Raw genomic sequence first — 20,767 nt, forward strand, 5'->3', positions numbered from 1 at the left:
GGGTGCGGATGATCAAGGTCGGTGTGCTGGGGGCCAAGGGCAAGATGGGCGCTCAGACGTGCCTCGCGGTGGAAGAAGCCGACGACTGCGAGCTGGTCGCGCGGCTCGACCTCGGCGACGAACTGGACGAGCTGACCAAGGCCGGCGCCCAGGTGGTGGTCGACTTCACCCGGCCCGAGGTGGTGATGGACAACCTCGCGTGGTGCATCGAGCACGGCATCCACGCGGTCGTCGGCACCACCGGTTTCGACGAGGCCCGGCTCGAGACGCTGCGCGGCCTGCTCGACAAGTTTCCCGGCGCCGGCGTGCTGGTCGCGCCGAACTTCTCGATCGGCGCCGTCCTGATGATGCAGTTCGCCGCCAAGGCCGCCAAGTACTACGAGTCGGTCGAGATCATCGAGCTGCACCACCCGGACAAGGTCGACGCTCCCTCGGGTACGGCGCGCCGTACTGCCGAGCTGATCGCCGAGGCCCGCCGGGAGGCCGGCTCGGCGCCGATCCCGGACGCCACCACGACCGCGCTGGACGGCGCCCGCGGGGCCGACGTCGACGGGATCCGGGTGCATGGCGTCCGGCTGCGCGGCCTGATCGCGCACCAGGAGGTGCTGTTCGGCGACACCGGCGAGACGCTCACCATCCGGCACGACTCGATGGCCCGGGTCTCGTTCATGGCCGGTGTGCTGCTCGGCGTCCGCCGGATCGGCGGCGCTCCCGGCCTCACCGTCGGTCTCGAGCACTTCATGGACCTCGACTGACATGACTGGGCCGTTGTGACCGCCAAACGCACGGCGATCGTGCTGGCGGTCGTATTCGTCGCGTACGCCGTCCTGCTCGGCTGGCGCGGGGTGCTGCTGATCGGCACTGGTGATCGGGTCGCCGTCGGACTCGGGGTCGCCGTACTGGTCATCCCGGTGCTCGGCGCATTCCTGGTGTGGCGGGAGCTGCAGTTCGGACGCCGTACCGAGATCCTGGCGCGTGAGTTGGAGGCGGCCGGTGGACTGCCGGTCGACGACCTGCCGCGCCGTCCGTCGGGGCGGGTCGACCGGGCCGCGGCGGACGTCGCCTTCGAGAAGTACCGGGCCGAGGCCGAGGCCGCGCCGGACGACTGGCGGGTCTGGTTCCGGCTCTCGACGGCGTACGACGCGGCCGGTGACAGGCGGCGGGCACGCGCCTCGATGCGGACGGCGATCGCGAAGCACGAGGCGGCAGTTACTTGAGAGTTGGCTGTCAACAACACCGAGGTAACTGACAACGCGGTGCGGAACGGGATATTTTCAAAGCAAGTGCGTGGCAACCGCCACGTGCAGGTCGGAGACTGGGTGGAGCCGTCCTGTGCCATCAGACGGGTCTCGCCGTGGCTCGGACGACGTGCAGGGGGCAGGTTTCGGTGGCCTGTTGCGCCGGCACCGGCGGGAAGCCGGGCTGTCGCAGGAGGGACTGGCCGAACTGGCCGGCCTGAGCGTCGACGCGATCGCGGCGTTGGAGCGGGGTCGTCGTCGCGCGCCCCGGGCGCACACGCTGCGCCTGCTCGCGGACGCCCTGCGGCTCGGCGCGTCCGACCGGGCTGCGCTCTCCACCGCTGCGCGCCGGGACACCGAGTCGCCACAGATCCAGCTGCGCCGGCCCCCGGCCCCGCCGAACGAACTGATCGGCCGCAGCACGGAGCTGACGACCACCAAACGTTTGCTTGGCCAGCAGATCACCCGGTTGCTGACCCTGACCGGGCCGGGCGGTGTCGGGAAGACCCGCCTCACGCTCGGGCTGGCGGCTGAGCTCGAAGACAGCTTCGCCGACGGTGTCTGCTGGGTCCCGCTCGCGTCGCTCACCGATCCCGCCGGCGTGGTTCCGGCGGTCGCCGACTCAACCGGGTTGCACCCGCTGGACAATGCCCGGCTGGTCGAAACCATCGCGGAGCTGATCGGCCGCCGGACCATGCTGCTGGTGTTCGACAACTGCTCGCATGTCGTCGCCACCGTCGGTCAGGTCTGCGCGGCCCTGCTGGAGTACTGCCCGAACCTCTCGGTCCTCGCGTCCAGCCGGGAGATCCTGAGGGTCCCCGGCGAGAGCGTGTACGTCGTACCCGCCTTGGCGCTGCCGCACGACGAGGACCAGCTCGAGGCGTCGGCCGCCGTACGGCTGTTCGTCGAGCGTGCGGCCGCCCGTGGGTACGACGTGGACGGCCAGCTCGACCAGGTCGCCCGAGTGGTCCGGAGGCTGGAGGGGATGCCGCTCGCGATCGAGCTGGCCGCCGCCCGGACGAACGTGATGACGATCGAGGAGCTCGCGTCCGAGCTGGAGACCTCGTTCGGTATCCTGGCCGGCGGACCGCGGACGGCCTCGCCCCGGCAGCAGTCCATGTACGGCGCGATCGAGTGGAGCCACGACCTGCTCACACCGGCGGAGCGGGACGTGTTCGCGCAGCTGTCGGTGTTCGTCGGCGGGTGGACGTTGAGTGCGGCCGCCACCGTCATGTCCGGGCAGCCGTCGCCGGGTCCGCTGGTCCGTGCGGAAGCGCTCGACCTGATTGGTCGGTTGGTCGACAAGTCGCTGATCCGGGTGACCCGGCGCAGCGGGGTTGCGCGTTACTACATGCTCGCCGTGATTCGTGAGTTCGCTGCAGACCGGCTGAAGGCCGCGGGTCTGACGGAAGAGGCGGCCCGTCGGCATGCGCACTTCTACATCGGCTTCGCCGAGGAAGCCGAAGTACAGCTGCGTGGCGTGAACCAGGCCGAGTGGCTGGAACGGCTCGACGGCGAGCTGGACAACCTGCGGGCAGCAATGGCGTGGTCGCTGCGGACCAGGTCGATCAACGAGGCTCTGCGGCTGGCCGGTGGGCTGTGGCTGTTCTGCTACCTGCGTGGGCACTACGCCGAAGGCAGTCAGTGGCTCGAACGCGCACTGACGCTGGCGGACACCGTCCCGGAGTCGGACACGGCCGGTCTGGCGCCCGTGTGTGCGAAGGCGAACCTGGGCGCCGGGATGCTCGCCTTCCTGCAGTGCGAGTACGACGCGGCGACCGCACGGCTGCAGACGGCTCTGACGCAGTACAAGGACCTGCACGACACAGCCGGTACGGCGCTCGTGCTGCAACGGCTCGGTGGCGTCGCCAGGGAGCGCGGGGACTATGCGGCCGCGGAGGATCTGCACTGCGAAAGCTACGACCTCTACGAGAGTCTCGGCGACCAGTCAGGGATGGCCTGGGCGCACAACCACCTGGGGTTCGTCGCCTGGCTGCGCGGTGACCTGGAGGTCGGTGCGCGGCGCTGTGGCCGGGCGCGGGACAGGTTCCGCCTGCTCGGCGACGGCGAAGGACTCGCCTGGTCGTTGATCAGTCTCGGGACCATCGCGCAGTACGGCGGTGAACTCGTCGAGGCGGAGGACCTGCTGCAGGAGAGCCTGGCGTTGTCCCAGCGACTCGGGTACCGCGAGGGCGTTGCGTGGTCGCTGAACCAGCTGGGCATCGTCGAACGACGGCGTGGCCTGACGGAGCGCGCCGTACACCTGCTGGACGAGAGCCTGGCAGAGCATCGCGATCTCGGTGACCGGTGGCGGTCGGCGAGCGTGCTCGAGGAGCTGGCGACGGTCGCTCAGCAGCGGGGGAGAAGTGAGTACGCCGCGTTCCTCCTCGGAGCCGCGGACGGGGTGCGTGAGGTCATCGGTGCGCCGGTGCCGGAGATCGAGAAGGCCGACTACCTGGCGACCCGGAGCGCGATCGAACAGTCGCTCGATCGCCGGGCCTTCCGAACAGCCTGGTCGGCCGGGCGAGCCGCACCTTTGGTCGCCGTGGCCGACGGATACCCGCCATCCCCGTCCAGCCCGAACCCCGATCACACCGGCAGGCTCTGAAGGTCCTGGAAAAAGAGACCGATCAGCAGTCCACCGGGTCTGCTGATCGGACGGTTGCCTCGCGGAGCACCACGACCTGGGGGATCGACGGTACCCCGCGAGGGATCTGAGGGCGCGGGATCCGAGTGACGGACCCGGCCGGCTGTGTCCCTGTCTGACCCCCCAGGCAGTCCCCCCACCTCACAGCCGGCCGAAGCCACGTCGGCGATGTCACCTCTCGTCGAGCCCTCCCAGTCGACGGCCGGTTCCTCCGCGCTGACTCAAGGTTGTCGAAATCACGCTGAGTCGCACAGGGACGGAGCCCTGACATCGCCCTGACAAATATGTCCTGACAACGAAAGCCCCACGGGAAATTCGCCGACGGTGATCACCGAATGCCGGTCCGTAGGGGATTCCGCCGGAAATCGTGTGCATTTTCCGCCCGATCGGGCACGCTCTGAATTCAGTAGCGTCAGTGCAAATATCCGGACACGGCTTTGGTGAATCCGGCGATCCGGCGTAACGGAGCGTGATCATATCCCTGACCGGCGTCGTACTCCTCGAGGCTCGGCGGCGTCGACGGCGCCGGGATGCCCTCGCCGACGCAGGTGACGTCCTTGGCCGGCGCCGTGCCGGTGGTGAGGAACGTGTTGACGATCTTGTCGGCGCACTGGTTCACGCCGCCGTAGACGCCGTGGTCGCCCTCCCGGCTGACCGTGACCAGCCGCGAACCGGCGTACCGGCTGTGCGCCGACACCGCGAGCGAGTAGCTGGTTGCCGGGTCGTGCACCGACTGGACCATCAGCGTGGTCGGCAAGCCTTGGCCGGTGGGCTGCGGCATGGTCAGGTTCGGGCGCTTCCAGTAGAAGCACGGGTTCTCGTTCAGGCCCCAGCCGAGCAGCGGGTACTTCGGCCCGAGGCGGCCGGCCAGTTGGTCGCCGTACGCGCGACCCTGCGGCCAGGGGGTGTCGTTGCAGGTGACCGCGGTGAAGGTGGCGTCCTCGGCGTCGTCGCCGACGATCCGGCCAAGTGGGCGCAGGCCGACGGTGTCGCGGGACGCGCGCCGTACCAGCTGCTGCTGCCGGGCCGGGGACAGCGCGTCGACCTTACGCTGCGCAGCGCGTGGGCCGCCCTTGGTCTGGACCGCGGAAAGGTCGCGGAGAAATGCCAGGTCGACGGCCAGTGAATAAAAGTCGATCTTTGTGTACATATCCCCCGACACGATCTGGTCCAGAGTGTTCTGGTCGTAGGTGACCTTGATCGAGCCGTCCAGGAACTCCTCGACCACCGGCTGCTTTTTCAGCGTCGCCCGGAGCCGCTCGTAGGTCCTGATCACCAGGCGTGGCGACGTGCCGAGGTGCAACTCGCCGTCGTACTTCGCCGCCCAGGTCGCGAAGTCCTCGCGGAACCGGCGCTCGAACGCCTCCGGCTGGGCGACGAACGTGGTGATCCAGGGCTGGGTGAAGTCGGTGTTGGAGTCCAGCACGAACCGGCCGACGTGCTGCGGGAAGTAGGTCTGGTAGTACGCGCCCATCCAGGTGCCGCCGGAGTAGCCGACGAAGTCGATCTTGTCGAAGCCGAGCAGCCGGCGGATCAGGTCCATGTCCTGCACGGTCTGCGCGGTGTTCACGTAGGGGAGGAGCCCGCGGGACTGCCGGTCGCAGTACGGCTGGCTCAGCTGCGACGCCTCCGCGATCAGGTCCAGGTTCCACTGGTCCCGGTCGCGCGCGTCCATCGTGTAGCCGGGTGCGCCGTCGCAGGTCACGTTGCTGCTGTCGCCGGTGCCGCGCGGGTCGAACCCGACCGCGAGGTGGTCCTTCGCGAGCGGCGCCTGACTGGCCAGGTACGGCGCCATGCCGAGGCCGGCGCCGCCCGGTCCACCCGGGTTGCCGAACACCACCCGGCTCGGCTTGCCCTTGGCCGGCGCGACCTTGCTGACGGCGATCTGGATGTCGTTGCCCGAGTACTGGTTGGCCCAGTCGCGCGGGACGGTGATCTTCGCGCAGTACGTCCGGAGCTCCGGATCGCCGCACTGCTTCCACACCGGTGTCTGCTTCAGGTACCGGTTCGCCACCGGATGCGCCCGGTCGACGACATACGCCTGGTCCATCGAGGCCGTCGCCCCTGACCCCGGTACGACGAGAACAGCAGCGGCAGACAGCCCGAGGGCTACTCCGATCACCAGCTGCGTGCTGCGCGGTGCTCGGTGGGCACCTCGCCGCGCCGGAGAGAAGGTCACGATGCTCCGCATCGAAACCTCCTCTCCGGCGCGCCGATGCACTCCACCGAGCACCTGCTCGCGACTGCAGCTGGTGATCGGAGTAGCCCTAGGCCGACGGCCAGGGGTAGGTACTTCATGCAGACTCCAGCGGGTGGCCATGCGTGATCGGACCGTGACAATTTGTCATGCCGTGGTGGAACGGTCGAGCACCACCCCCGGCTCGTCGCCGATCGGGCCCGTGGTATGTCGGTACGGCGCTCTACCGTCGTCGCATGGACTGTGGTGACTTGGTGATCGGGCAACTGGAGTTCTACTGGGACATGCACTTGTGGCCGCGGCTTCAGGGGCTGACGGACGACGAGTACCTGTGGGAGCCGGCCACGCCGGCCTGGTCGGTGCGCCCGGACGCGGACGGCCGGATCGTGGTCGACCACCAGGACCCAGTGCCGGATCCGCCGCCGGTCACCACGATCGCGTGGCGACTGGTGCACATCGGTGTCGGCTGCTTCGCGACCCGGACAAGTGCCTTCTTCGGCGACGGGAGTGTGCCGGACGACGCGGACATGTTCGACCCGCGACACATCCCGGCCGACCTCCCGGGTACGGCGGCTGACGGCCTGGCGTTCCTCGATTTCTGGTACCGCCGCTGGAACGAGTCGATCCGCGCCCTGTCCGAAAGCGAGCTGAGCCGGCCGCTAGGCCCGAAGGGGTCCTTCTTCGCCGAGGACACCATGCTCGGCCTGATCACCCACCTCAACCGCGAAACCATCCACCACGGCGCCGAGATCAGCCTCCTCCGCGACCTCTACCGAGCCGGCCTCCGGTGAGGAGACATGCGGACGTGTGAGCGATGTGGTGCTCGCGGGGCTCGCTGGCGGGTTATGTCATCGGTGACGTGCTGCAACGCGCCAGTGGTGACACAGCCTGCCAGCCACCAGTCGCACCATCCACCACCGTCCACGACCGGCGAACTCGCCGGCGCTGCTCAGCCGGTCGGGTCGGGCTCCGACGCGAGCTCGAGGCCGGTGTGGGTCTTGATGTGGTCCGGGATCGGGTCGTGGCGGTCGCCTGTGGTTGGGATGCCTGCGGGCTCGATGACGACGATGGAGGCGCCGCCGTCTGAGAACGGGCGGTGGTAGACGCCGCGAGGTACGACGAAGACCTGGCCGGGCGCGAGCGAGACGACCCGCTCGTCCGGGTCCCGGACCGCGATGCTCAGTTCGCCGTCGAGGACGAGGAAGAACTCGTCGGTGGTCTCGTGGACGTGCCAGATGTACGAGCCCGCCACCTTCGTGAGCCGGACGTCGTAGTCGTTGATCCGCGCGGCGATCCGCGGGTTCCAGAGGTCGTCGAAGGTCTTCAGGACACCGCGCAGATCGACTGGTTCGTTGCTCATGTGGACAGTCTCGCCAGGTGCGCGGCGCGGGCGTGAGTGCTAGAAATGGCAGATGCCGCAAGGATCCTCGCATCGGGTGGTCGTGATCGTCGACCACGGGTCGAACCCGTTCGAGCTCGGGGTCGCGACCGAGTTGTTCGGTCTGCGCCGACCCGAGCTCGGCCGGGAGTGGTACGAGTTCGGTCTGTGTACGCCGGACCCGTCGGTGCGGATGCACTCCGGGTTCTTCACCCTGACCGGGGTCGCCGGACTCGAGGAGGCGGATCGGGCAGACACGCTGATCGTGCCGAATCGCCCCGATCCCGAGACGCCACCGTCGCCCGCCGTACTGGATGCCGTCCGCCGGGCCGAGCAGCGAGGCGCGCGATTGGTGAGCTTCTGCACCGGGGCGTTCACGCTGGCTGCCGCGGGGGTGCTGGATGGACGGCGGGCGACGACGCACTGGCGGTGGGAGCGAACCTTCCGGCGGCTGCATCCGGAGGTCGAGCTGCTGCCGGATGTCCTATTTGTTGACGACGGCAACGTTCTGACCGCGGCCGGGAGTGCGGCGGCGCTCGACCTCGGCCTGCATCTGATCCGGCGCGATCACGGTGCCGAGGTGGCGAATGCGGTGAGTCGGCGGCTGGTGTTCACGGCGCATCGCGACGGCGGGCAGCGGCAGTTCATCGACCAGCCCGTGCCAGTGGTCGCGGACACCTCGCTGGCCCCGCTGCTCGAGTGGGTGCGGGCGCGGCTCGGCGGTCCGCTCACGGTCGCGGACATCGCGGCGCATGCGGCCGTGAGCCAGGCGACCCTGCATCGACGGTTCCAGGCCGAGTTGGGGACGACGCCGCTGGCCTGGCTGACGGCAGAGCGGGTGGCGATGGCCTGCCGTTTGCTCGAACGCGGCGAGGTCAGGCTGGAGACGATCGCGCGGAACTGCGGCCTGGGTACGGCGGCCAATCTCCGGATCCAGCTGAAGCGCACGACCGGGCTGACCCCGAGCGACTACCGCCGGCGGTTCGCCCTCCGATCAGTCGGCTGATCCGGGGTCGGTGTGCAGCCGGATCTGCTTGATCCGGACGGACTCGTCGCCGTACAGGTCGAGCTCGCGGTGCGCGCCGTCGGGACCCCAGCCCGCCTCGGTGTAGAACGCCCGGAGCACGTCATCGGTCGAGTTGACCCAGACGGTGACCCGGCCGAAGCCGTCGGCGCGGACGGTGTCGACGACGGCGTTCAGCAGCCGCGAACCGTGGCCGGCGCGGGTCGCCTCGGGCTTGATCGCGAGCTCGGCGATCAACGCGTCCCGCTGCGGATCGGCGTCCGGGTCGTCGGACGGCGTGATCGCGGCGAACCCGACCAGCGTCCGGCCGGCCAGCGCGACCATCACCCGGTTACGGGCCTCACCGGGCGCGATCAGCGCAGCCCGCCACTGAGCGGCGAACTGCGCCGGGTTGAGATCGGCGAGCACGTCCACCGGCAGCAGTCCGGCGTACGACGCCCGCCAGGACGCGACCTGGATCTCGCCGATCTCGTTCGCCTCGGCCGGGAGCGCCAGCCGCACGCTCGTCTCCGCGATCGGGTTTTCGCTCGCGCCGGACAGGTCGGAGAGGTTGGCGGGTTCCGGGACGCCGAAGTCACTCATACCCGCCATCCTCGCAAGTCAGTACACGACGTTCCGCAGCAGGGTCTCGGCCGGTCCGCGGTAGGAACGCTTGCTCATCGCGTAGGCGCCGGCCACCGAGACCACCCACACCGCGATCGCGATCAGCGCTGCGGTGTACGCCGTACTCCCGAGGTCGAGGTCCAGCGTGAACGGCGCCAACAGGACCAGCCACGACACCGACTGGAAGAGGTAGCCGGACAGCGACCGCTGACCCAGTGCCGAGATCGCGCGGACCGGGAGGGAGATCCTGCTGAGCCGGGCGACCAGCAGGCCGAACAGGGCGACGTACCCGGGTCCGCCGAACATGCCGCTCACGTGCGACAGGTAGCTCAGTTGATCGACCGCTGCCGCGTCGACGTGCAGCCAGCCGGCGCCGACCAGGGCGAGCGGGAGACCGCCGACGATCGTGATGCCGAGGCCGGTGAAGGCCACGCCGCGCAGCAAGCTGCGGTGGGCGGCCGGGTTCTCCAGGATCTGCTTGCGGGCGGCCCAGGTGCCCAGCCAGACGACGATGAGGAAGCCGATCACGCTGGCGGTGTGCATCGGGTACTCGTGCAGCCGGTCGACGATGCTCGCGCCGTACGACGTGGCCGCCAGCGACGGGTTCGGGCTGTTGGTGAGCGGCGCCGCGGGACCGGAGCTGTTGAGCACAGCCGCGACTGATTGGAAGGCGGTGAAGAGCACGTAGAGGATTTCGAAGGCCCAGATGGCGAGCACGATCCGGTGGAACTTGTCGCCGCGGTTGAGCAGCAACAGCGTGCAGATGATCCCGACGATGCCGTAGGCGCCGAGGAAGTCGCCGAAGTACAGCAACGTCGCGTGCACCAGGCCGAACGCGATCAGCCATCCGTTGCGCTTGAGCAGGATTCGCCGTACGGCGCTCGTCGTGGCGCCGGCCGAGCGCTGCCGCCGGGCCAGCTGGACCAGGCCGTAGCCGAACATCACCGCGAACACCGGGTAGGCCCGGGCGTCCACGAAGGTGAGCTTGAGGAAGTTCAGCACCCGCTCGAAGCCGTGCGGGGAGCTTTCCACCCCGGGTTGCCCGGCGAAGGCGAAGTTGGCGCTGTTGGCCAGTCCGATCAGCAGCAGCATCGCGCCGCGGATCAGGTCGGGCGCGAGGGCGCGCTCCCTGCCGGTGACTGGACCGCGGTGATCCGCGGCCGGGAGAGTCGTCGCAGTGGTCATGGGATCCACCCTTGGCTAGAAACTGTGTAAGCCTTGCACTGAAAATCTTCGCGGCCGGCCCGGCCGTGACCCAGCGCGTTGCCACCACTTCCCGGGGTGGAGGTAGCCCCACCGTCGTCCGACTTTGTGACACCTGTTCGCTGATCTGGACAGAAAGTGTCACAACTCGGCTATGCTGGCGGGCATGGACGACAGCTTCCAGGCGACCATCGACGCCGACGGCCGGGTCGAGCCGCGGGACGCGATGCCGGACGGGTACCGCAAGACCCTGATCCGGCAGATCGCGCAGCACGCGCACTCCGAGATCATCGGCATGCAGCCGGAGGGCAACTGGATCAGTCGCGCGCCGTCGCTGCGCCGCAAGGCGATCCTGATGGCCAAGGTGCAGGACGAGGCCGGCCACGGGCTCTACCTGTACGCCGCCGCCGAGACCCTCGGCGTGGACCGGGCCGACCTGCTCGACCTGCTGCACAGCGGGAAGCAGAAGTACTCCAGCATCTTCAACTACCCGACCCTGACCTGGGCCGACATCGGCGCGATCGGCTGGCTCGTCGACGGCGCCGCGATCGTCAACCAGGTCCCGCTCTGCCGCTGCTCCTACGGGCCGTACGCGCGGGCGATGGTCCGGGTCTGCAAGGAGGAGTCGTTCCACCAGCGGCAGGGGTTCGAGATCCTGCACACGCTGTGCAACGGCACTCCTGAGCAGAAGGCGATGGCGCAGGACGCGCTGGATCGCTGGTGGTGGCCGTCGCTGATGATGTTCGGGCCGCCCGACTCCGCGTCGACGCACTCCGAGCAGTCGATGGCGTGGGGGATCAAGCGGCACAGCAACGACGAGCTGCGCCAGCGCTTCGTCGACATGACCGTCCCGCAAGCCGACGTACTCGGGCTGCGGGTGCCCGACGACGGTCTGTCGTACGACGAGGAGACCGGGCACTACCGCTTCAGTGAGCCGGACTACACCGAGCTGTACGAAGTGGTGAAGGGCAACGGGCCGTGCAACCAGCAACGGCTCGCGCACCGGGTGAAGGCGCACGAGGACGGCGCGTGGGTCCGCGAGGCTGCAGCGGCGTATGCGGCGAAACGAGTTGTGAAGGAGAGCGCTGCATGAGTGTCGAGCCACTGTGGGAGGTCTTCGTGCGGTCCCGGCGTGGACTGTCGCACACGCATGTCGGCAGCCTGCACGCGCCGGACGCGACGATGGCGCTGCGGAACGCGCGGGACGTCTACACCCGGCGCCAGGAGGGCGTGTCGATCTGGGTGGTGCGGGCTGCCGACATCACCGCGTCGAGCCCGGACGAGAAGGACGAGTTCTTCGACCCGGCCGGTGACAAGGTCTACCGGCACCCGACCTTCTACCAGGTCCCGGAAGGCGTCGAGCACCTGTGAACGACCTCTTCGTCTACACGCTCCGGCTCGGCGACGACGCGCTGATCTCCGCGCAGCGCACCGCCGAGTGGATCGCGGCCGCCCCGCAGCTCGAGGAGGACGTTGCCCTGGGCAACATCGGCCTCGACCAGCTCGGCCAGGCCCGGTCGCTGCTGCAGTACGCCGGCCAGGTCGAGGGGGAGGGGCGGAGCGAGGACGACCTCGCCTACTTCCGGGACGAGCGCGACTTCCTGAACCTGCAGTTGTGCGAGCTGCCGAACGGTGACTTCGCGCACACGATGGCGCGGTTGCTGTACTTCGCGACGTACCAGCAACTGGTCTACGAAGAGCTGCTCGGGTGCTCCGACGAGCTGTTGTCCGGAGTGGCGGGCAAGGCGGTCAAGGAGGTCGCGTACCACGTCGACCACGCGACCCAGTGGGTGTTGCGACTGGGTGATGGGACCGAGGAGAGTCACCGCCGGATGCAGGCTGGGTTGGAGGCGTTCTGGCCTTACACCGCGGAGATGTTCGAGTCCGACGAGCTTGTACGGCGGTTGGCGGTCGCCGTCGACCCGTCGACGCTGCGGGACGAGTGGGAGCGCCGGGTGTTCGCGGTGATCGACGAGTCCACGTGTGCTCGGCCGGCGGCGTCGTACCAGCACAGTGGTGGGCGGAGTGGTCGGCATACCGAGCACCTGGGGTATCTGCTGGCTGAGCTGCAGCATGTGGCGCGGTCGCATCCGGGGGCGACATGGTGACGGACGCGGCCATCCTCGAGGCGGTCGGCGAGGTGGCGGATCCTGAGGTGCCGGTGCTGACGATCGCTGACCTCGGTGTGCTGCGTGGGGTTCGGCATGAGGGTGACGAGGTGGTCGTGACGATCACCCCGACGTACTCCGGGTGCCCAGCGATGGACCTGATCCGGCACGAGGTCGAGCTGACTCTCCAGGCGTTGCAGGTCGACGGACGTGTCGAGACTGTGCTTTCGCCTGCGTGGACGACGGACTGGATGAGTGACGCGGGGAAGGCCAAGCTGACCGAGTACGGCATCGCACCGCCGACCGGTCGCCGTGCGGTCGGCGGCCCGGTTGCTCTGTCATTGACCATCCGGTGCCCGTTGTGTGGGTCGCCGGACACGGTTGAGCTCAGCCGCTTCGGGTCCACCTCCTGCAAGTCCCTGTGGCGGTGCAACTCCTGCCGCGAGCCCTTCGACCACTTCAAGGCTTTGTGATGACGACGACCACGATGCCGCGGCGGCGTGCTGTCTTCCACCCGTTGAAGGTGGCCGCGATCGAGGCGATCACCGACGACTCGGTGGCGATCACGTTCGCGGTGCCTGCGGACTTGGCGGACGAGTACGAGTTCACCGCGGGCCAGCATCTGACCATCCGCCGTACCGGGGAGGACGTGCGACGCAGCTACTCGATCTGCTCGCCGGCCGGGTCCGGTGTGCTGCGGATCGGGGTGAAGCGGATCCCGGGTGGCGAGTTCTCGGCGTACGCCGCCCATGAGTTGAAGGTCGGCGACGAGCTCGAGGTGATGACGCCGCTCGGGCGGTTCGGTACGACGTTCGACCCGGCGAACGCGAAGCACTACGCGTTCGTTGCCGCGGGCAGCGGGATCACGCCGGTGCTGTCGCTGGTGGCGACGATCCTGTCCGTCGAGCCGTCCAGCCGGGTCACGCTGCTGTACGGCAACCGGACCGCGGGGTCGGTGATGTTCGCCGACGAGCTGGCCGATCTGAAGGACGTGTACGCCGAGCGGTTCCACCTTGTGCACGTGCTGTCGCGGGAGTCGACGGAGGTGGAGCTGTTCAGCGGGCGCATCGACGCCGAGCGGCTGGAGCGGATGTTCAAGACGATCCTGCCGATCGGGACCGTCGACGAGTGGTTCCTCTGCGGTCCGTACGCGATGGTCGTCGGCGCCCAGGACCTCCTCCTGACCGAAGGCGTCCCCCGCGAACACGTCCACGCCGAGCTCTTCCACGTAGGCGACGAGGCCCCGGCCGCTCCCGTCGACGAGGCCCCGGTCGACGAAGACGCAGCCCAGGTCACGGTCATCCTCGACGGCCGCCGCTCGACCTTTGCTCTGGCCGAGCACTCCAAACCAGTCCTCGACGCCACCCTCGCCGTACGCTCCGACGCGCCTTTCGCCTGCAAGGGCGGCGTCTGCGGCACCTGCCGAGCCAAGGTCCTCGAAGGCTCAGTCCGCATGGACACAAACTGGGCCCTGGAACCCGACGAAATCCGCTCCGGCTACGTCCTGACCTGCCAATCCCACCCCACCACCCCAGCAGTAACCCTCGACTACGACGCCTGACATTTGCCTGGCTGACCAACGAAATGAGGGGTTTGCCACCCGGGGTACAGGTGGCAAACCCCTGAACTGGCTGGTCTGCCAGTCAAATGGTGGTCAGTCGGTGCCGGATTCCATGGCGGCGCGGTCCAGGAGCTCGTCCTCTTCGGTGGCTTCGCCTCGGGAGGCGATGGCTTCGGCTCCGCCGGTCGGCATCGGGCCGATGAGGTCGGTGGAGGAGGCGAGCGCCGGGTTGGTGGTGCCGAACATGCCGAGGCCGGCGTACTGCTCCAGCTTCGAGCGGGAGTCGGCGATGTCCAGGTTCCGCATGGTCAGCTGACCGATCCGGTCGACCGGGCCGAACGCGGAGTCCTCGATCCGCTCCATCGACAGCTTGTCCGGGTGGTAGCTGAGCGCCGGGCCGGTGGTGTCGAGGATCGAGTAGTCCTCACCCCGCCGGAGCCGCAGCGTGACCTGACCGGTCACCGCCGTACCGACCCACCGCTGCAGGGACTCCCGCAGCATCAGCGACTGCGGGTCCAGCCAACGGCCTTCGTACATCAGCCGCCCGAGCCGCCGGCCCTCGTTGTGGTAGTTCGCCAGCGTGTCCTCGTTGTGGATCGCGTTGACCAGCCGTTCGTACGCCGAATGCAGCAAAGCCATCCCGGGAGCCTCGTAGATACCCCGGCTCTTGGCCTCGATCACCCGGTTCTCGATCTGGTCCGACATGCCCATGCCGTGCCGGCCGCCGATCGCGTTCGCCTCCAGCACCAGGTCGACCGCGGAGCCGAACTCCTTTCCGTTGATCGTCACCGGCCGGCCCTGCTCGAAGCCGATCGTCACGTCCTCGGCCTCGATCAGCACCGACGGGTCCCAGTGCTTCACACCCATGATCGGGTCGACGGTCTCGATCCCGGTGTCGAGGTGCTCGAGCGTCTTCGCCTCGTGGGTGGCGCCCCAGATGTTCGCGTCGGTGGAGTACGCCTTCTCGGTGCTGTCCCGGTACGGCAGGCCGTGCGCGACCAGCCACTCCGACATCTCCTTGCGGCCGCCGAGCTCGTGCACGAACTGCGCGTCCAGCCACGGCTTGTAGATCCGCAACTGCGGGTTCGCGAGCAGGCCGTACCGGTAGAACCGCTCGATGTCGTTGCCCTTGAAGGTCGAGCCGTCACCCCAGATCTGCACGTCGTCGTCGAGCATCGCCCGGACCAGCAGCGTGCCGGTCACCGCCCGCCCGATCGGGGTGGTGTTGAAGTACGTCCGCCCGGCCGAGCGGATGTGGAAGGCGCCGCAGGCGAGCGCGGCCAGGCCCTCCTCGACCAGCGCCGCGCGGCAGTCGACCAGGCGGGTGATCTCGGCGCCGTACGCCGTGGCGCGACCCGGGACGGAGGCGATGTCGGGCTCGTCGTACTGACCGAGATCGGCCGTGTAGGTGCAGGGGATCGCTCCCTTGTCCCGCATCCACGCGACCGCGACCGACGTGTCGAGACCGCCGGAGAAGGCGATGCCGACCCGTTCACCTACAGGCAAAGACGTAAGAACCTTGGACACAGAAAAAGTATGCACTGCCCTGCATGATTATGCAAAGCGGCTGTGACGGGCGTGGCTGCTGGGGCGGAAGCGAAAGGATGGGAGGATGTGAGCCGACCGGAAGGGGAGTGAGGCAACGGATGATGGGGCGGTCGCATGCGTTGTCGGGGTGGTGTGCGGGGTTGGTGGTGGCGCCGCTGGTCGGGTTGACGACGGTGGCGGAGGTCGTGCCGTTCGCGGCGGCGACCGCCGGGTATGCACTGGTGCCGGATCTCGACCACCCAGGCGCGCGGGCGTCTCGACTGGTCGGTCCTGTGACGCGGATCGTGTCCGAGGCGGTGCGCGCCTTCTCCAGCGTGCTCTACAACCTCACCAAGGGCCCACGCGACGAGGACAGCACCGGCAAGCACCGCCACGCGACGCACACTCTCGTCGCCGCGATCCTGCTCGGCATGCTCGCCGCCAGCGCCGGCGATCGCGGCAAGTGGGCGGTCCTCGCCGTCGCTGTCACCGGTCTGCTGCTCGCGGCCGACGTACTGGGTGACTGGCTGATCGTCCTCGTCCTCGGTGCCACCGCCTGGTCCGTGACCGGTACGGCGTTACCCGGCACGACCACCGCGGACGCCGTACAAGCCGGCCTCACCGGTATCGGCGGCTGGATCGGAGTCGCCGTCGCCCTCGGCATGTTCGTTCACTGCCTCGGTGACAGCCTCACGCGTTCCGGCTGCCCGTGGCTGTGGCCGCTGCCGATCCGCGGCGAGACCTGGTACGAGATCCGCCTCCCGCGCCCGCTCCGCTTCCGCACCAACGGCTGGTTCGAGCGGCTGATCGTCGTACCGCTCCTGCTCGGCGCCGCCGTACTCCTGCTCCCGGGCGCTCTGCAAGCAGTCGAGCGCCTCTTCACCGCAACGTCGATCTGGATCGCCGGACGCTAGACCTGGGTCAGGTACGACGAGACGCCGCCGGACTCGAGTGCGGCGGCGAACCGCTGCTGATTGCGGGCGCCCGGCCACACCTCCCACAGGAACAGCGGGATCGCCAGCGCGGCCCCGATCAGCACCAGCCAGAAGCTGTCGACGACGAACGCCAGCGGAATCGAGATCAGGAAGACCGCCTCGCACGCCGCGAACCGGAGGAAGGTCGACGCGGTGAACCGCTGCCACGACTCCGTCGCGACCTCCGCCTGCGACCGGTCGCTGATCTTCAGCGGGCTAGTCCGGAAACCGATAAGCTCACAGAATGCATAAGCAAGCGCCGCGGCAAGTAACACGAACGACGGCGCCCAGGTCGGCGGGAAGTCACCGATCCCGTCGACGGCCAGCACGTACCAGAGGACGAGGGTGATCATCGGGATCGCGGCGAGCATGGCGCCGGCCGTGGTCATCAGCGATCGCTGCGCGGGAGTCACGCGGAGAGACTAGCGGTCCGGAAAGTCACCGATTTCCCGACACTCAGCAACGAGGAATCGACGGAGAGTATTCACAGAATTTTTTCCGGACTTTTTTGCCAGAAGCTGTAACGCCTACCGGGCCCGGCCCGATAGGACGAGTGAGCCTGGTGGCTGCCCGGACCCCCGAGCGGACAGCCATCAGGCCTACTCATTTGTCAGCGGCTTCGGAGCGGTAACCTGAGCCCCATGTCCCAAGCTTCTTCAGCTTCCTCAGAGGCGCTGCCGTTCGGCCGCCTCACGACGGCGATGATCACCCCGTTCCGGGCCGACGGCTCGCTGGATCTCGACGCGGCGCAGAAGGTGGCGAAGTACCTCGTCGACCGCGGGAACGACGCGCTGATCGTCAACGGGACGACCGGTGAGGCGCCGACCACCTCCGACCGGGAGAAGGTCCAGCTGCTCAAGGCGGTGCTGGACGCGATCGGCGACCGGGCCAAGGTGGTCGCCGGCGTCGGCACCAACGACACCGCGCACACGATCGAGTGCGCCAAGCAGGCCGAGGCCGCCGGCGTGCACGGGCTGCTGGTCGTCACGCCGTACTACAACAAGCCACCGCAGGACGGGCTGCGCGCGCACTTCGCCGCGGTCGCCGACGCCACCGGCCTGCCGAACATGGTCTACGACATTCCCGGCCGGGCCGGTGTGGAGGTCAAGACCGACACCCTGATCGCGCTCGCCGAGCACCCGCGGATCGTCGCGGTGAAGGACGCCAAGGGCGACATCGCCGGGACCACCAAGGTGCTGGCGAACACCGATCTGTTCTACTACTGCGGTGCCGACGAGCTGAATCTCGCCTCGCTCGCGATCGGTGCGGTCGGCATCGCCAGTGTCGTCGCGCACGTCGCGAGTCCGGAGTACCGGCAGCTGATCGACGCCGTGGTGGCCGGCGACCTCGCCACCGCACGAGAGATCGACCGACGGGTGGTGCCCGCCGTCGAAGCGATCATGACCAGGACCCAGGGCGCCATCATGGTGAAGGCCGCGCTCAAGCTGGCCGGCGTCATCGAGCACGCGACACTCCGGTCGCCGTTGGTTGAGGCGACCGCCGAGCAAGTGGACTGGCTCACCACCGACCTCAAGACGGCAGGACTGATTGCATGAGCCATCCCCATCCAGATCTCGACGCGCCCGGGGCCCTCGCGCCGGGCGCTTTGCGGGTCATCCCGCTCGGCGGCCTCGGCGAGGTCGGCCGCAATATGACGGTGTTCGAGTACGACGGCAAGCTGCTGATCGTCGACTGCGGCGTCTTGTTCCCCGACGAGAACCAGCCCGGCGTGGACCTGATCCTGCCGGACTTCCAGCCGATCCGGGACCGGCTCGACGACATCGTCGCCGTGGTCCTGACGCACGGCCACGAGGACCACATCGGCGGCCTGCCCTACCTGCTGCGCGAGCGGGGCGACATCCCGGTGATCGGGTCGCAGCTCACGCTCGCGCTGCTCGAGGGCAAGCTGAAGGAGCACCGGCACCGCAACGTGCCGCAGCAGACCGTGGTCGAGGGCGAGTCGCTCCAGATCGGCCCGTTCGTCTGCGAGTTCATCGCCGTCAACCACTCGATCCCGGACGCGCTCGCGGTCGCGATCAAGACGCCGGCCGGCCTGGTGCTGCACACCGGTGACTTCAAGATGGACCAGCTGCCGCTGGACAACCGGATCACCGACCTGCGTGCGTTCGCCCGGCTCGGCGAGGAGGGCGTGGACCTGTTCTGCGTCGACTCGACCAACTCCGAGGTGCCCGGGTTCACCACCCACGAGCGCGACATCGCGCCGGTGCTGGACGGTGTGTTCACCAAGGCGAAGAACCAGCGCATCATCGTCGCCTGCTTCGCCTCCCACGTGCACCGGGTCCAGCAGGTGATGGACGCGGCCGTGAAGCACCGCCGCAAGGTCGCGTACGTCGGCCGCTCGATGGTCCGCAACATGGGCGTGGCCCGCGACCTCGGCTTCCTGAACGTGCCCGGCGACACCCTGATCGACATGCGCGAGCTGGACAACTACCCGCCGGAGCAGGTGGTGCTGGTCTCGACGGGTTCGCAGGGCGAGCCGATGTCGGCGCTGTCCCGGATCGCCGCGAACGACCACCACGTCGTCCAGATCCAGCCGGGCGACACCGTCGTCCTCGCGTCGTCACTGATCCCGGGGAACGAGAACTCGGTGTACCGGGTGATCAACGGCCTGACCCGGCACGGCGCGAACGTGGTGCACAAGGGCAACGCCCTGGTGCACGTGTCCGGTCACGCCAGCGCGGGTGAGCTGCTGTACTGCTACAACATCGTGAAGCCGCGCAACGTGATGCCGGTGCACGGTGAGATCCGGCACCTGCACGCGAACGCGGACCTGGCCATCCAGACCGGCGTACCGGCGCAGAACGTGGTCGTCGTCGAGGACGGTGTCGTGGTCGACCTGGTCGACCGCAAGGCCGTGGTGGCCGGCAAGGTGGACTGCGGGTACGTTTTCGTCGACGGGTCGACGGTCGGCGACATCACCGAGACCTCGCTGAAGGACCGCCGGATCCTCGGCGACGAGGGTTTCATCTCGGTGATCGCCGTGATGGACTCGGTGACCGGCAAACTGACGGCAGGGCCGGAGATCCAGGCGCGCGGGTTCGCCGAGGACGACACTGTCTTCGACGACCTGAAGCCGAAGATCGAGGCCGAGATCGAGAAGGCGATCGGCAGCGGCGTGGACGACATGTACCAGCTGCAGCAGGTGATCCGCCGGGTGGTCGGCAAGTGGGTCAGCGACACCCACCGCCGCCGCCCGATGATCATCCCGGTCGTGGTCGAGAGTTAGACAACAGGGGAGAGAGGGGCCGGCGATGACCATCAGCGGAGTGAACGGGACGGGCCAGCGCCGGCCCACGATGAAGGAGGTCGCGGCCCGGGCCGGGGTCGCGCTGAAGACCGTCTCCCGGGTGGTGAACGAGGAGCCGAACGTCAGCCCGGAGCTGACCGCCAAGGTCCAGGCCGCGATCAAGGAGCTCAACTACACCCCGAACGAGAGCGCCCGGATGCTGCGCCGCGGCAAGACCGGGACGATCGCGGTGGTCATCCGCGACATCGGCGACCCGTTCTTCGCCTCGCTCGGCCGGGCGGTCGAGCTGTGGGCGCGGTCGTCCGGCTCGGTGGTGATGATCGGCCTGACCGACGAGGACCCGGACCGCGAGCGCGACGTCTGCCTCGAGTTCGTCGCCCGCCGGCCGGACGCGCTGATCATGGCGCCGATCGGGGAGACCCAGGAGTACCTCGCGCCGCACGTGGACGCCGGGATGGCGGTCGTCACGATCGACCGGCCGGCGCACGGGATCGAGGCGGACGCCGTGCTGGCCGACAACGCCGGCGGGATCGACCAAGCGATCGACCACCTGGTCCGGCAGGGCCACCGGCGGATCGCCTACCTCGGTGACGACGAGCGGATCTTCACCGCTCGCGAGCGGGTGGTCGCCTACCGGGCGGCGATGTCGCGGCACGGCATCGAGGTGGACGAGGACCTGGTCCACCTGTCCGAGCCGACGACCGAGGGCATCGGCATCACGCTGTCCGCCGTACTCGATCGTTCCGAGCCGGCCACCGCGTTGCTGTCGGCGAACAACATGACCACGGCCGAGGTGCTCCGCGGGCTCGCGGGCCGCCGGGACCAGGTCGCGCTGGTGTCCTTCGACGACCTCGCGCTCGGCGATCTGCTCAGCCCCGGGCTCACCGCGGTCGCGCAGTCCGCCGACGTGATGGCCCGTACGGCGATCCAGCTGATGACCGAGCGCCTCCCGGAACCTCACCGCCCCGGCCGCACGGTCCGCGTCCCGGTGAAGCTCACCATCCGCGGATCAGGCGAGATCCCGCCCACCAGCTGACCG

The 20,767-nt window shown here is 68.8% G+C and carries 20 protein-coding genes; 14 read left to right on the forward strand and 6 right to left on the reverse strand.

Annotation, left to right across the window (positions count from 1 at the left end):
* Nucleotides 1-8: 8 nt before the first annotated feature.
* The 3 genes from dapB to ACIBL3_RS07660 all read left to right on the forward strand — a co-directional run bounded on the left by dapB (nt 9) and on the right by ACIBL3_RS07660 (nt 3,846).
* A complete protein-coding gene (gene dapB, locus ACIBL3_RS07650; RefSeq protein ID WP_396352457.1) occupies nt 9-755 on the forward strand; it encodes a 4-hydroxy-tetrahydrodipicolinate reductase in 747 nt (248 codons plus the stop codon).
* 15 nt (nt 756-770) lie between these two features.
* Nucleotides 771-1,217: a hypothetical protein gene (locus ACIBL3_RS07655; protein ID WP_396352458.1), complete on the forward strand. Its 447-nt coding sequence runs from the start codon at nt 771-773 to the stop codon at nt 1,215-1,217.
* A 115-nt stretch (nt 1,218-1,332) separates the two neighbouring features.
* Nucleotides 1,333-3,846: an ATP-binding protein gene (locus tag ACIBL3_RS07660; RefSeq protein ID WP_396352459.1), complete on the forward strand. Its 2,514-nt coding sequence runs from the start codon at nt 1,333-1,335 to the stop codon at nt 3,844-3,846.
* A gap of 451 nt (nt 3,847-4,297) precedes the next feature.
* Here the strand turns inward: ACIBL3_RS07660 and ACIBL3_RS07665 are convergent, their stop codons facing one another.
* On the reverse strand, nt 4,298-6,076 hold the full coding sequence (locus ACIBL3_RS07665; protein ID WP_396352460.1) for an alpha/beta hydrolase: 1,779 nt from the start codon (nt 6,074-6,076) through the stop codon (nt 4,298-4,300).
* A gap of 242 nt (nt 6,077-6,318) precedes the next feature.
* On the opposite strand from ACIBL3_RS07665, the gene ACIBL3_RS07670 reads away from it, so the two are divergent.
* Nucleotides 6,319-6,873 (forward strand): DinB family protein, encoded by a 555-nt coding sequence (locus tag ACIBL3_RS07670; RefSeq protein WP_396352461.1) that lies wholly within the window; start codon nt 6,319-6,321, stop codon nt 6,871-6,873.
* A 158-nt stretch (nt 6,874-7,031) separates the two neighbouring features.
* Here ACIBL3_RS07670 and ACIBL3_RS07675 read toward each other — a convergent pair whose 3' ends face one another.
* A complete protein-coding gene (locus ACIBL3_RS07675; protein WP_396352462.1) occupies nt 7,032-7,442 on the reverse strand; it encodes a cupin domain-containing protein in 411 nt (136 codons plus the stop codon).
* 52 nt (nt 7,443-7,494) lie between these two features.
* Here ACIBL3_RS07675 and ACIBL3_RS07680 point away from each other — a divergent pair, with 52 nt between their 5' ends.
* Nucleotides 7,495-8,466 (forward strand): GlxA family transcriptional regulator, encoded by a 972-nt coding sequence (locus ACIBL3_RS07680; RefSeq protein ID WP_396352463.1) that lies wholly within the window; start codon nt 7,495-7,497, stop codon nt 8,464-8,466.
* On the opposite strand, the gene ACIBL3_RS07685 is transcribed toward ACIBL3_RS07680, so the two are convergent.
* Together ACIBL3_RS07685 and ACIBL3_RS07690 are read right to left on the reverse strand one after the other, a co-directional pair.
* Nucleotides 8,455-9,066 carry a GNAT family N-acetyltransferase gene (locus tag ACIBL3_RS07685; RefSeq protein ID WP_396352464.1) on the reverse strand — a complete coding sequence of 204 codons (612 nt, stop codon included), beginning with the start codon at nt 9,064-9,066 and terminating at the stop codon, nt 8,455-8,457. The genes ACIBL3_RS07680 and ACIBL3_RS07685 overlap by 12 nt on opposite strands.
* An 18-nt stretch (nt 9,067-9,084) precedes the next feature.
* A complete protein-coding gene (locus tag ACIBL3_RS07690) occupies nt 9,085-10,272 on the reverse strand; it encodes a DUF418 domain-containing protein (RefSeq protein WP_396352465.1) in 1,188 nt (395 codons plus the stop codon).
* A gap of 184 nt (nt 10,273-10,456) precedes the next feature.
* Here ACIBL3_RS07690 and paaA point away from each other — a divergent pair, with 184 nt between their 5' ends.
* Genes paaA through paaE form a run of 5 tightly spaced genes read left to right on the forward strand, consistent with a single transcriptional unit; the run spans nt 10,457 to nt 13,959 of the window.
* Entirely contained in the window at nt 10,457-11,383 is a 927-nt protein-coding gene (gene paaA / locus ACIBL3_RS07695) for a 1,2-phenylacetyl-CoA epoxidase subunit PaaA (protein WP_396352466.1), read from the forward strand.
* Nucleotides 11,380-11,661: a 1,2-phenylacetyl-CoA epoxidase subunit PaaB gene (paaB, locus tag ACIBL3_RS07700; protein ID WP_360146066.1), complete on the forward strand. Its 282-nt coding sequence runs from the start codon at nt 11,380-11,382 to the stop codon at nt 11,659-11,661. The genes paaA and paaB overlap by 4 nt, the downstream gene beginning before the upstream one ends.
* Nucleotides 11,658-12,398 (forward strand): 1,2-phenylacetyl-CoA epoxidase subunit PaaC, encoded by a 741-nt coding sequence (gene paaC, locus ACIBL3_RS07705; protein ID WP_396352467.1) that lies wholly within the window; start codon nt 11,658-11,660, stop codon nt 12,396-12,398. The genes paaB and paaC overlap by 4 nt, the downstream gene beginning before the upstream one ends.
* The gene (paaD, locus tag ACIBL3_RS07710) at nt 12,392-12,871 is read left to right on the forward strand and encodes a 1,2-phenylacetyl-CoA epoxidase subunit PaaD (protein ID WP_396352468.1); all 480 of its coding nucleotides are present in this window, start codon (nt 12,392-12,394) and stop codon (nt 12,869-12,871) included. Before paaC ends, paaD begins: the two co-directional genes overlap by 7 nt.
* Nucleotides 12,871-13,959 (forward strand): 1,2-phenylacetyl-CoA epoxidase subunit PaaE, encoded by a 1,089-nt coding sequence (paaE, locus tag ACIBL3_RS07715; protein WP_396352469.1) that lies wholly within the window; start codon nt 12,871-12,873, stop codon nt 13,957-13,959. Before paaD ends, paaE begins: the two co-directional genes overlap by 1 nt.
* Before the next feature lie 93 nt (nt 13,960-14,052).
* Here the strand turns inward: paaE and argG are convergent, their stop codons facing one another.
* The gene (argG, locus tag ACIBL3_RS07720; RefSeq protein WP_396352470.1) at nt 14,053-15,486 is read right to left on the reverse strand and encodes an argininosuccinate synthase; all 1,434 of its coding nucleotides are present in this window, start codon (nt 15,484-15,486) and stop codon (nt 14,053-14,055) included.
* Nucleotides 15,487-15,605: 119 nt separating this feature from the next.
* On the opposite strand from argG, the gene ACIBL3_RS07725 reads away from it, so the two are divergent.
* Nucleotides 15,606-16,400 carry a metal-dependent hydrolase gene (locus ACIBL3_RS07725; RefSeq protein ID WP_396352471.1) on the forward strand — a complete coding sequence of 265 codons (795 nt, stop codon included), beginning with the start codon at nt 15,606-15,608 and terminating at the stop codon, nt 16,398-16,400.
* Here the strand turns inward: ACIBL3_RS07725 and ACIBL3_RS07730 are convergent.
* Complete coding sequence (locus ACIBL3_RS07730) at nt 16,397-16,873, reverse strand: hypothetical protein (RefSeq protein ID WP_396352472.1); 477 nt, start codon at nt 16,871-16,873, stop codon at nt 16,397-16,399. The two genes, ACIBL3_RS07725 and ACIBL3_RS07730, sit on opposite strands and share 4 nt — an antisense overlap.
* A gap of 228 nt (nt 16,874-17,101) precedes the next feature.
* Here ACIBL3_RS07730 and dapA point away from each other — a divergent pair, with 228 nt between their 5' ends.
* Genes dapA through ACIBL3_RS07745 form a run of 3 tightly spaced genes read left to right on the forward strand, consistent with a single transcriptional unit; the run spans nt 17,102 to nt 20,764 of the window.
* On the forward strand, nt 17,102-18,016 hold the full coding sequence (gene dapA, locus ACIBL3_RS07735) for a 4-hydroxy-tetrahydrodipicolinate synthase (RefSeq protein ID WP_396352473.1): 915 nt from the start codon (nt 17,102-17,104) through the stop codon (nt 18,014-18,016).
* On the forward strand, nt 18,013-19,707 hold the full coding sequence (locus ACIBL3_RS07740) for a ribonuclease J (protein ID WP_396352474.1): 1,695 nt from the start codon (nt 18,013-18,015) through the stop codon (nt 19,705-19,707). The genes dapA and ACIBL3_RS07740 overlap by 4 nt, the downstream gene beginning before the upstream one ends.
* 25 nt (nt 19,708-19,732) lie before the next feature.
* Nucleotides 19,733-20,764 carry a LacI family DNA-binding transcriptional regulator gene (locus ACIBL3_RS07745; RefSeq protein WP_396352475.1) on the forward strand — a complete coding sequence of 344 codons (1,032 nt, stop codon included), beginning with the start codon at nt 19,733-19,735 and terminating at the stop codon, nt 20,762-20,764.
* Nucleotides 20,765-20,767 lie beyond the last annotated feature (3 nt).

This window comes from Kribbella sp. NPDC050124 (genome assembly GCF_044460355.1).
In the GTDB taxonomy this organism is placed as follows: domain Bacteria; phylum Actinomycetota; class Actinomycetes; order Propionibacteriales; family Kribbellaceae; genus Kribbella.

What these genes read in the sequence shown, in the direction of transcription:
- dapB (WP_396352457.1), top strand. Translation starts at nt 9, where the DNA reads ATGATCAAGGTCGGTGTGCTGGGGGCCAAGGGCAAGATGGGCGCTCAG.
- ACIBL3_RS07665 (WP_396352460.1), bottom strand. Translation starts at nt 6,076, where the DNA reads ATGCGGAGCATCGTGACCTTCTCTCCGGCGCGGCGAGGTGCCCACCGA.
- ACIBL3_RS07670 (WP_396352461.1), top strand. Translation starts at nt 6,319, where the DNA reads ATGGACTGTGGTGACTTGGTGATCGGGCAACTGGAGTTCTACTGGGAC.
- ACIBL3_RS07675 (WP_396352462.1), bottom strand. Translation starts at nt 7,442, where the DNA reads ATGAGCAACGAACCAGTCGATCTGCGCGGTGTCCTGAAGACCTTCGAC.
- ACIBL3_RS07680 (WP_396352463.1), top strand. Translation starts at nt 7,495, where the DNA reads ATGCCGCAAGGATCCTCGCATCGGGTGGTCGTGATCGTCGACCACGGG.
- ACIBL3_RS07685 (WP_396352464.1), bottom strand. Translation starts at nt 9,066, where the DNA reads ATGAGTGACTTCGGCGTCCCGGAACCCGCCAACCTCTCCGACCTGTCC.
- ACIBL3_RS07690 (WP_396352465.1), bottom strand. Translation starts at nt 10,272, where the DNA reads ATGACCACTGCGACGACTCTCCCGGCCGCGGATCACCGCGGTCCAGTC.
- paaA (WP_396352466.1), top strand. Translation starts at nt 10,457, where the DNA reads ATGGACGACAGCTTCCAGGCGACCATCGACGCCGACGGCCGGGTCGAG.
- paaB (WP_360146066.1), top strand. Translation starts at nt 11,380, where the DNA reads ATGAGTGTCGAGCCACTGTGGGAGGTCTTCGTGCGGTCCCGGCGTGGA.
- paaD (WP_396352468.1), top strand. Translation starts at nt 12,392, where the DNA reads ATGGTGACGGACGCGGCCATCCTCGAGGCGGTCGGCGAGGTGGCGGAT.
- paaE (WP_396352469.1), top strand. Translation starts at nt 12,871, where the DNA reads ATGACGACGACCACGATGCCGCGGCGGCGTGCTGTCTTCCACCCGTTG.
- ACIBL3_RS07725 (WP_396352471.1), top strand. Translation starts at nt 15,606, where the DNA reads ATGATGGGGCGGTCGCATGCGTTGTCGGGGTGGTGTGCGGGGTTGGTG.
- dapA (WP_396352473.1), top strand. Translation starts at nt 17,102, where the DNA reads ATGTCCCAAGCTTCTTCAGCTTCCTCAGAGGCGCTGCCGTTCGGCCGC.
- ACIBL3_RS07740 (WP_396352474.1), top strand. Translation starts at nt 18,013, where the DNA reads ATGAGCCATCCCCATCCAGATCTCGACGCGCCCGGGGCCCTCGCGCCG.
- ACIBL3_RS07745 (WP_396352475.1), top strand. Translation starts at nt 19,733, where the DNA reads ATGACCATCAGCGGAGTGAACGGGACGGGCCAGCGCCGGCCCACGATG.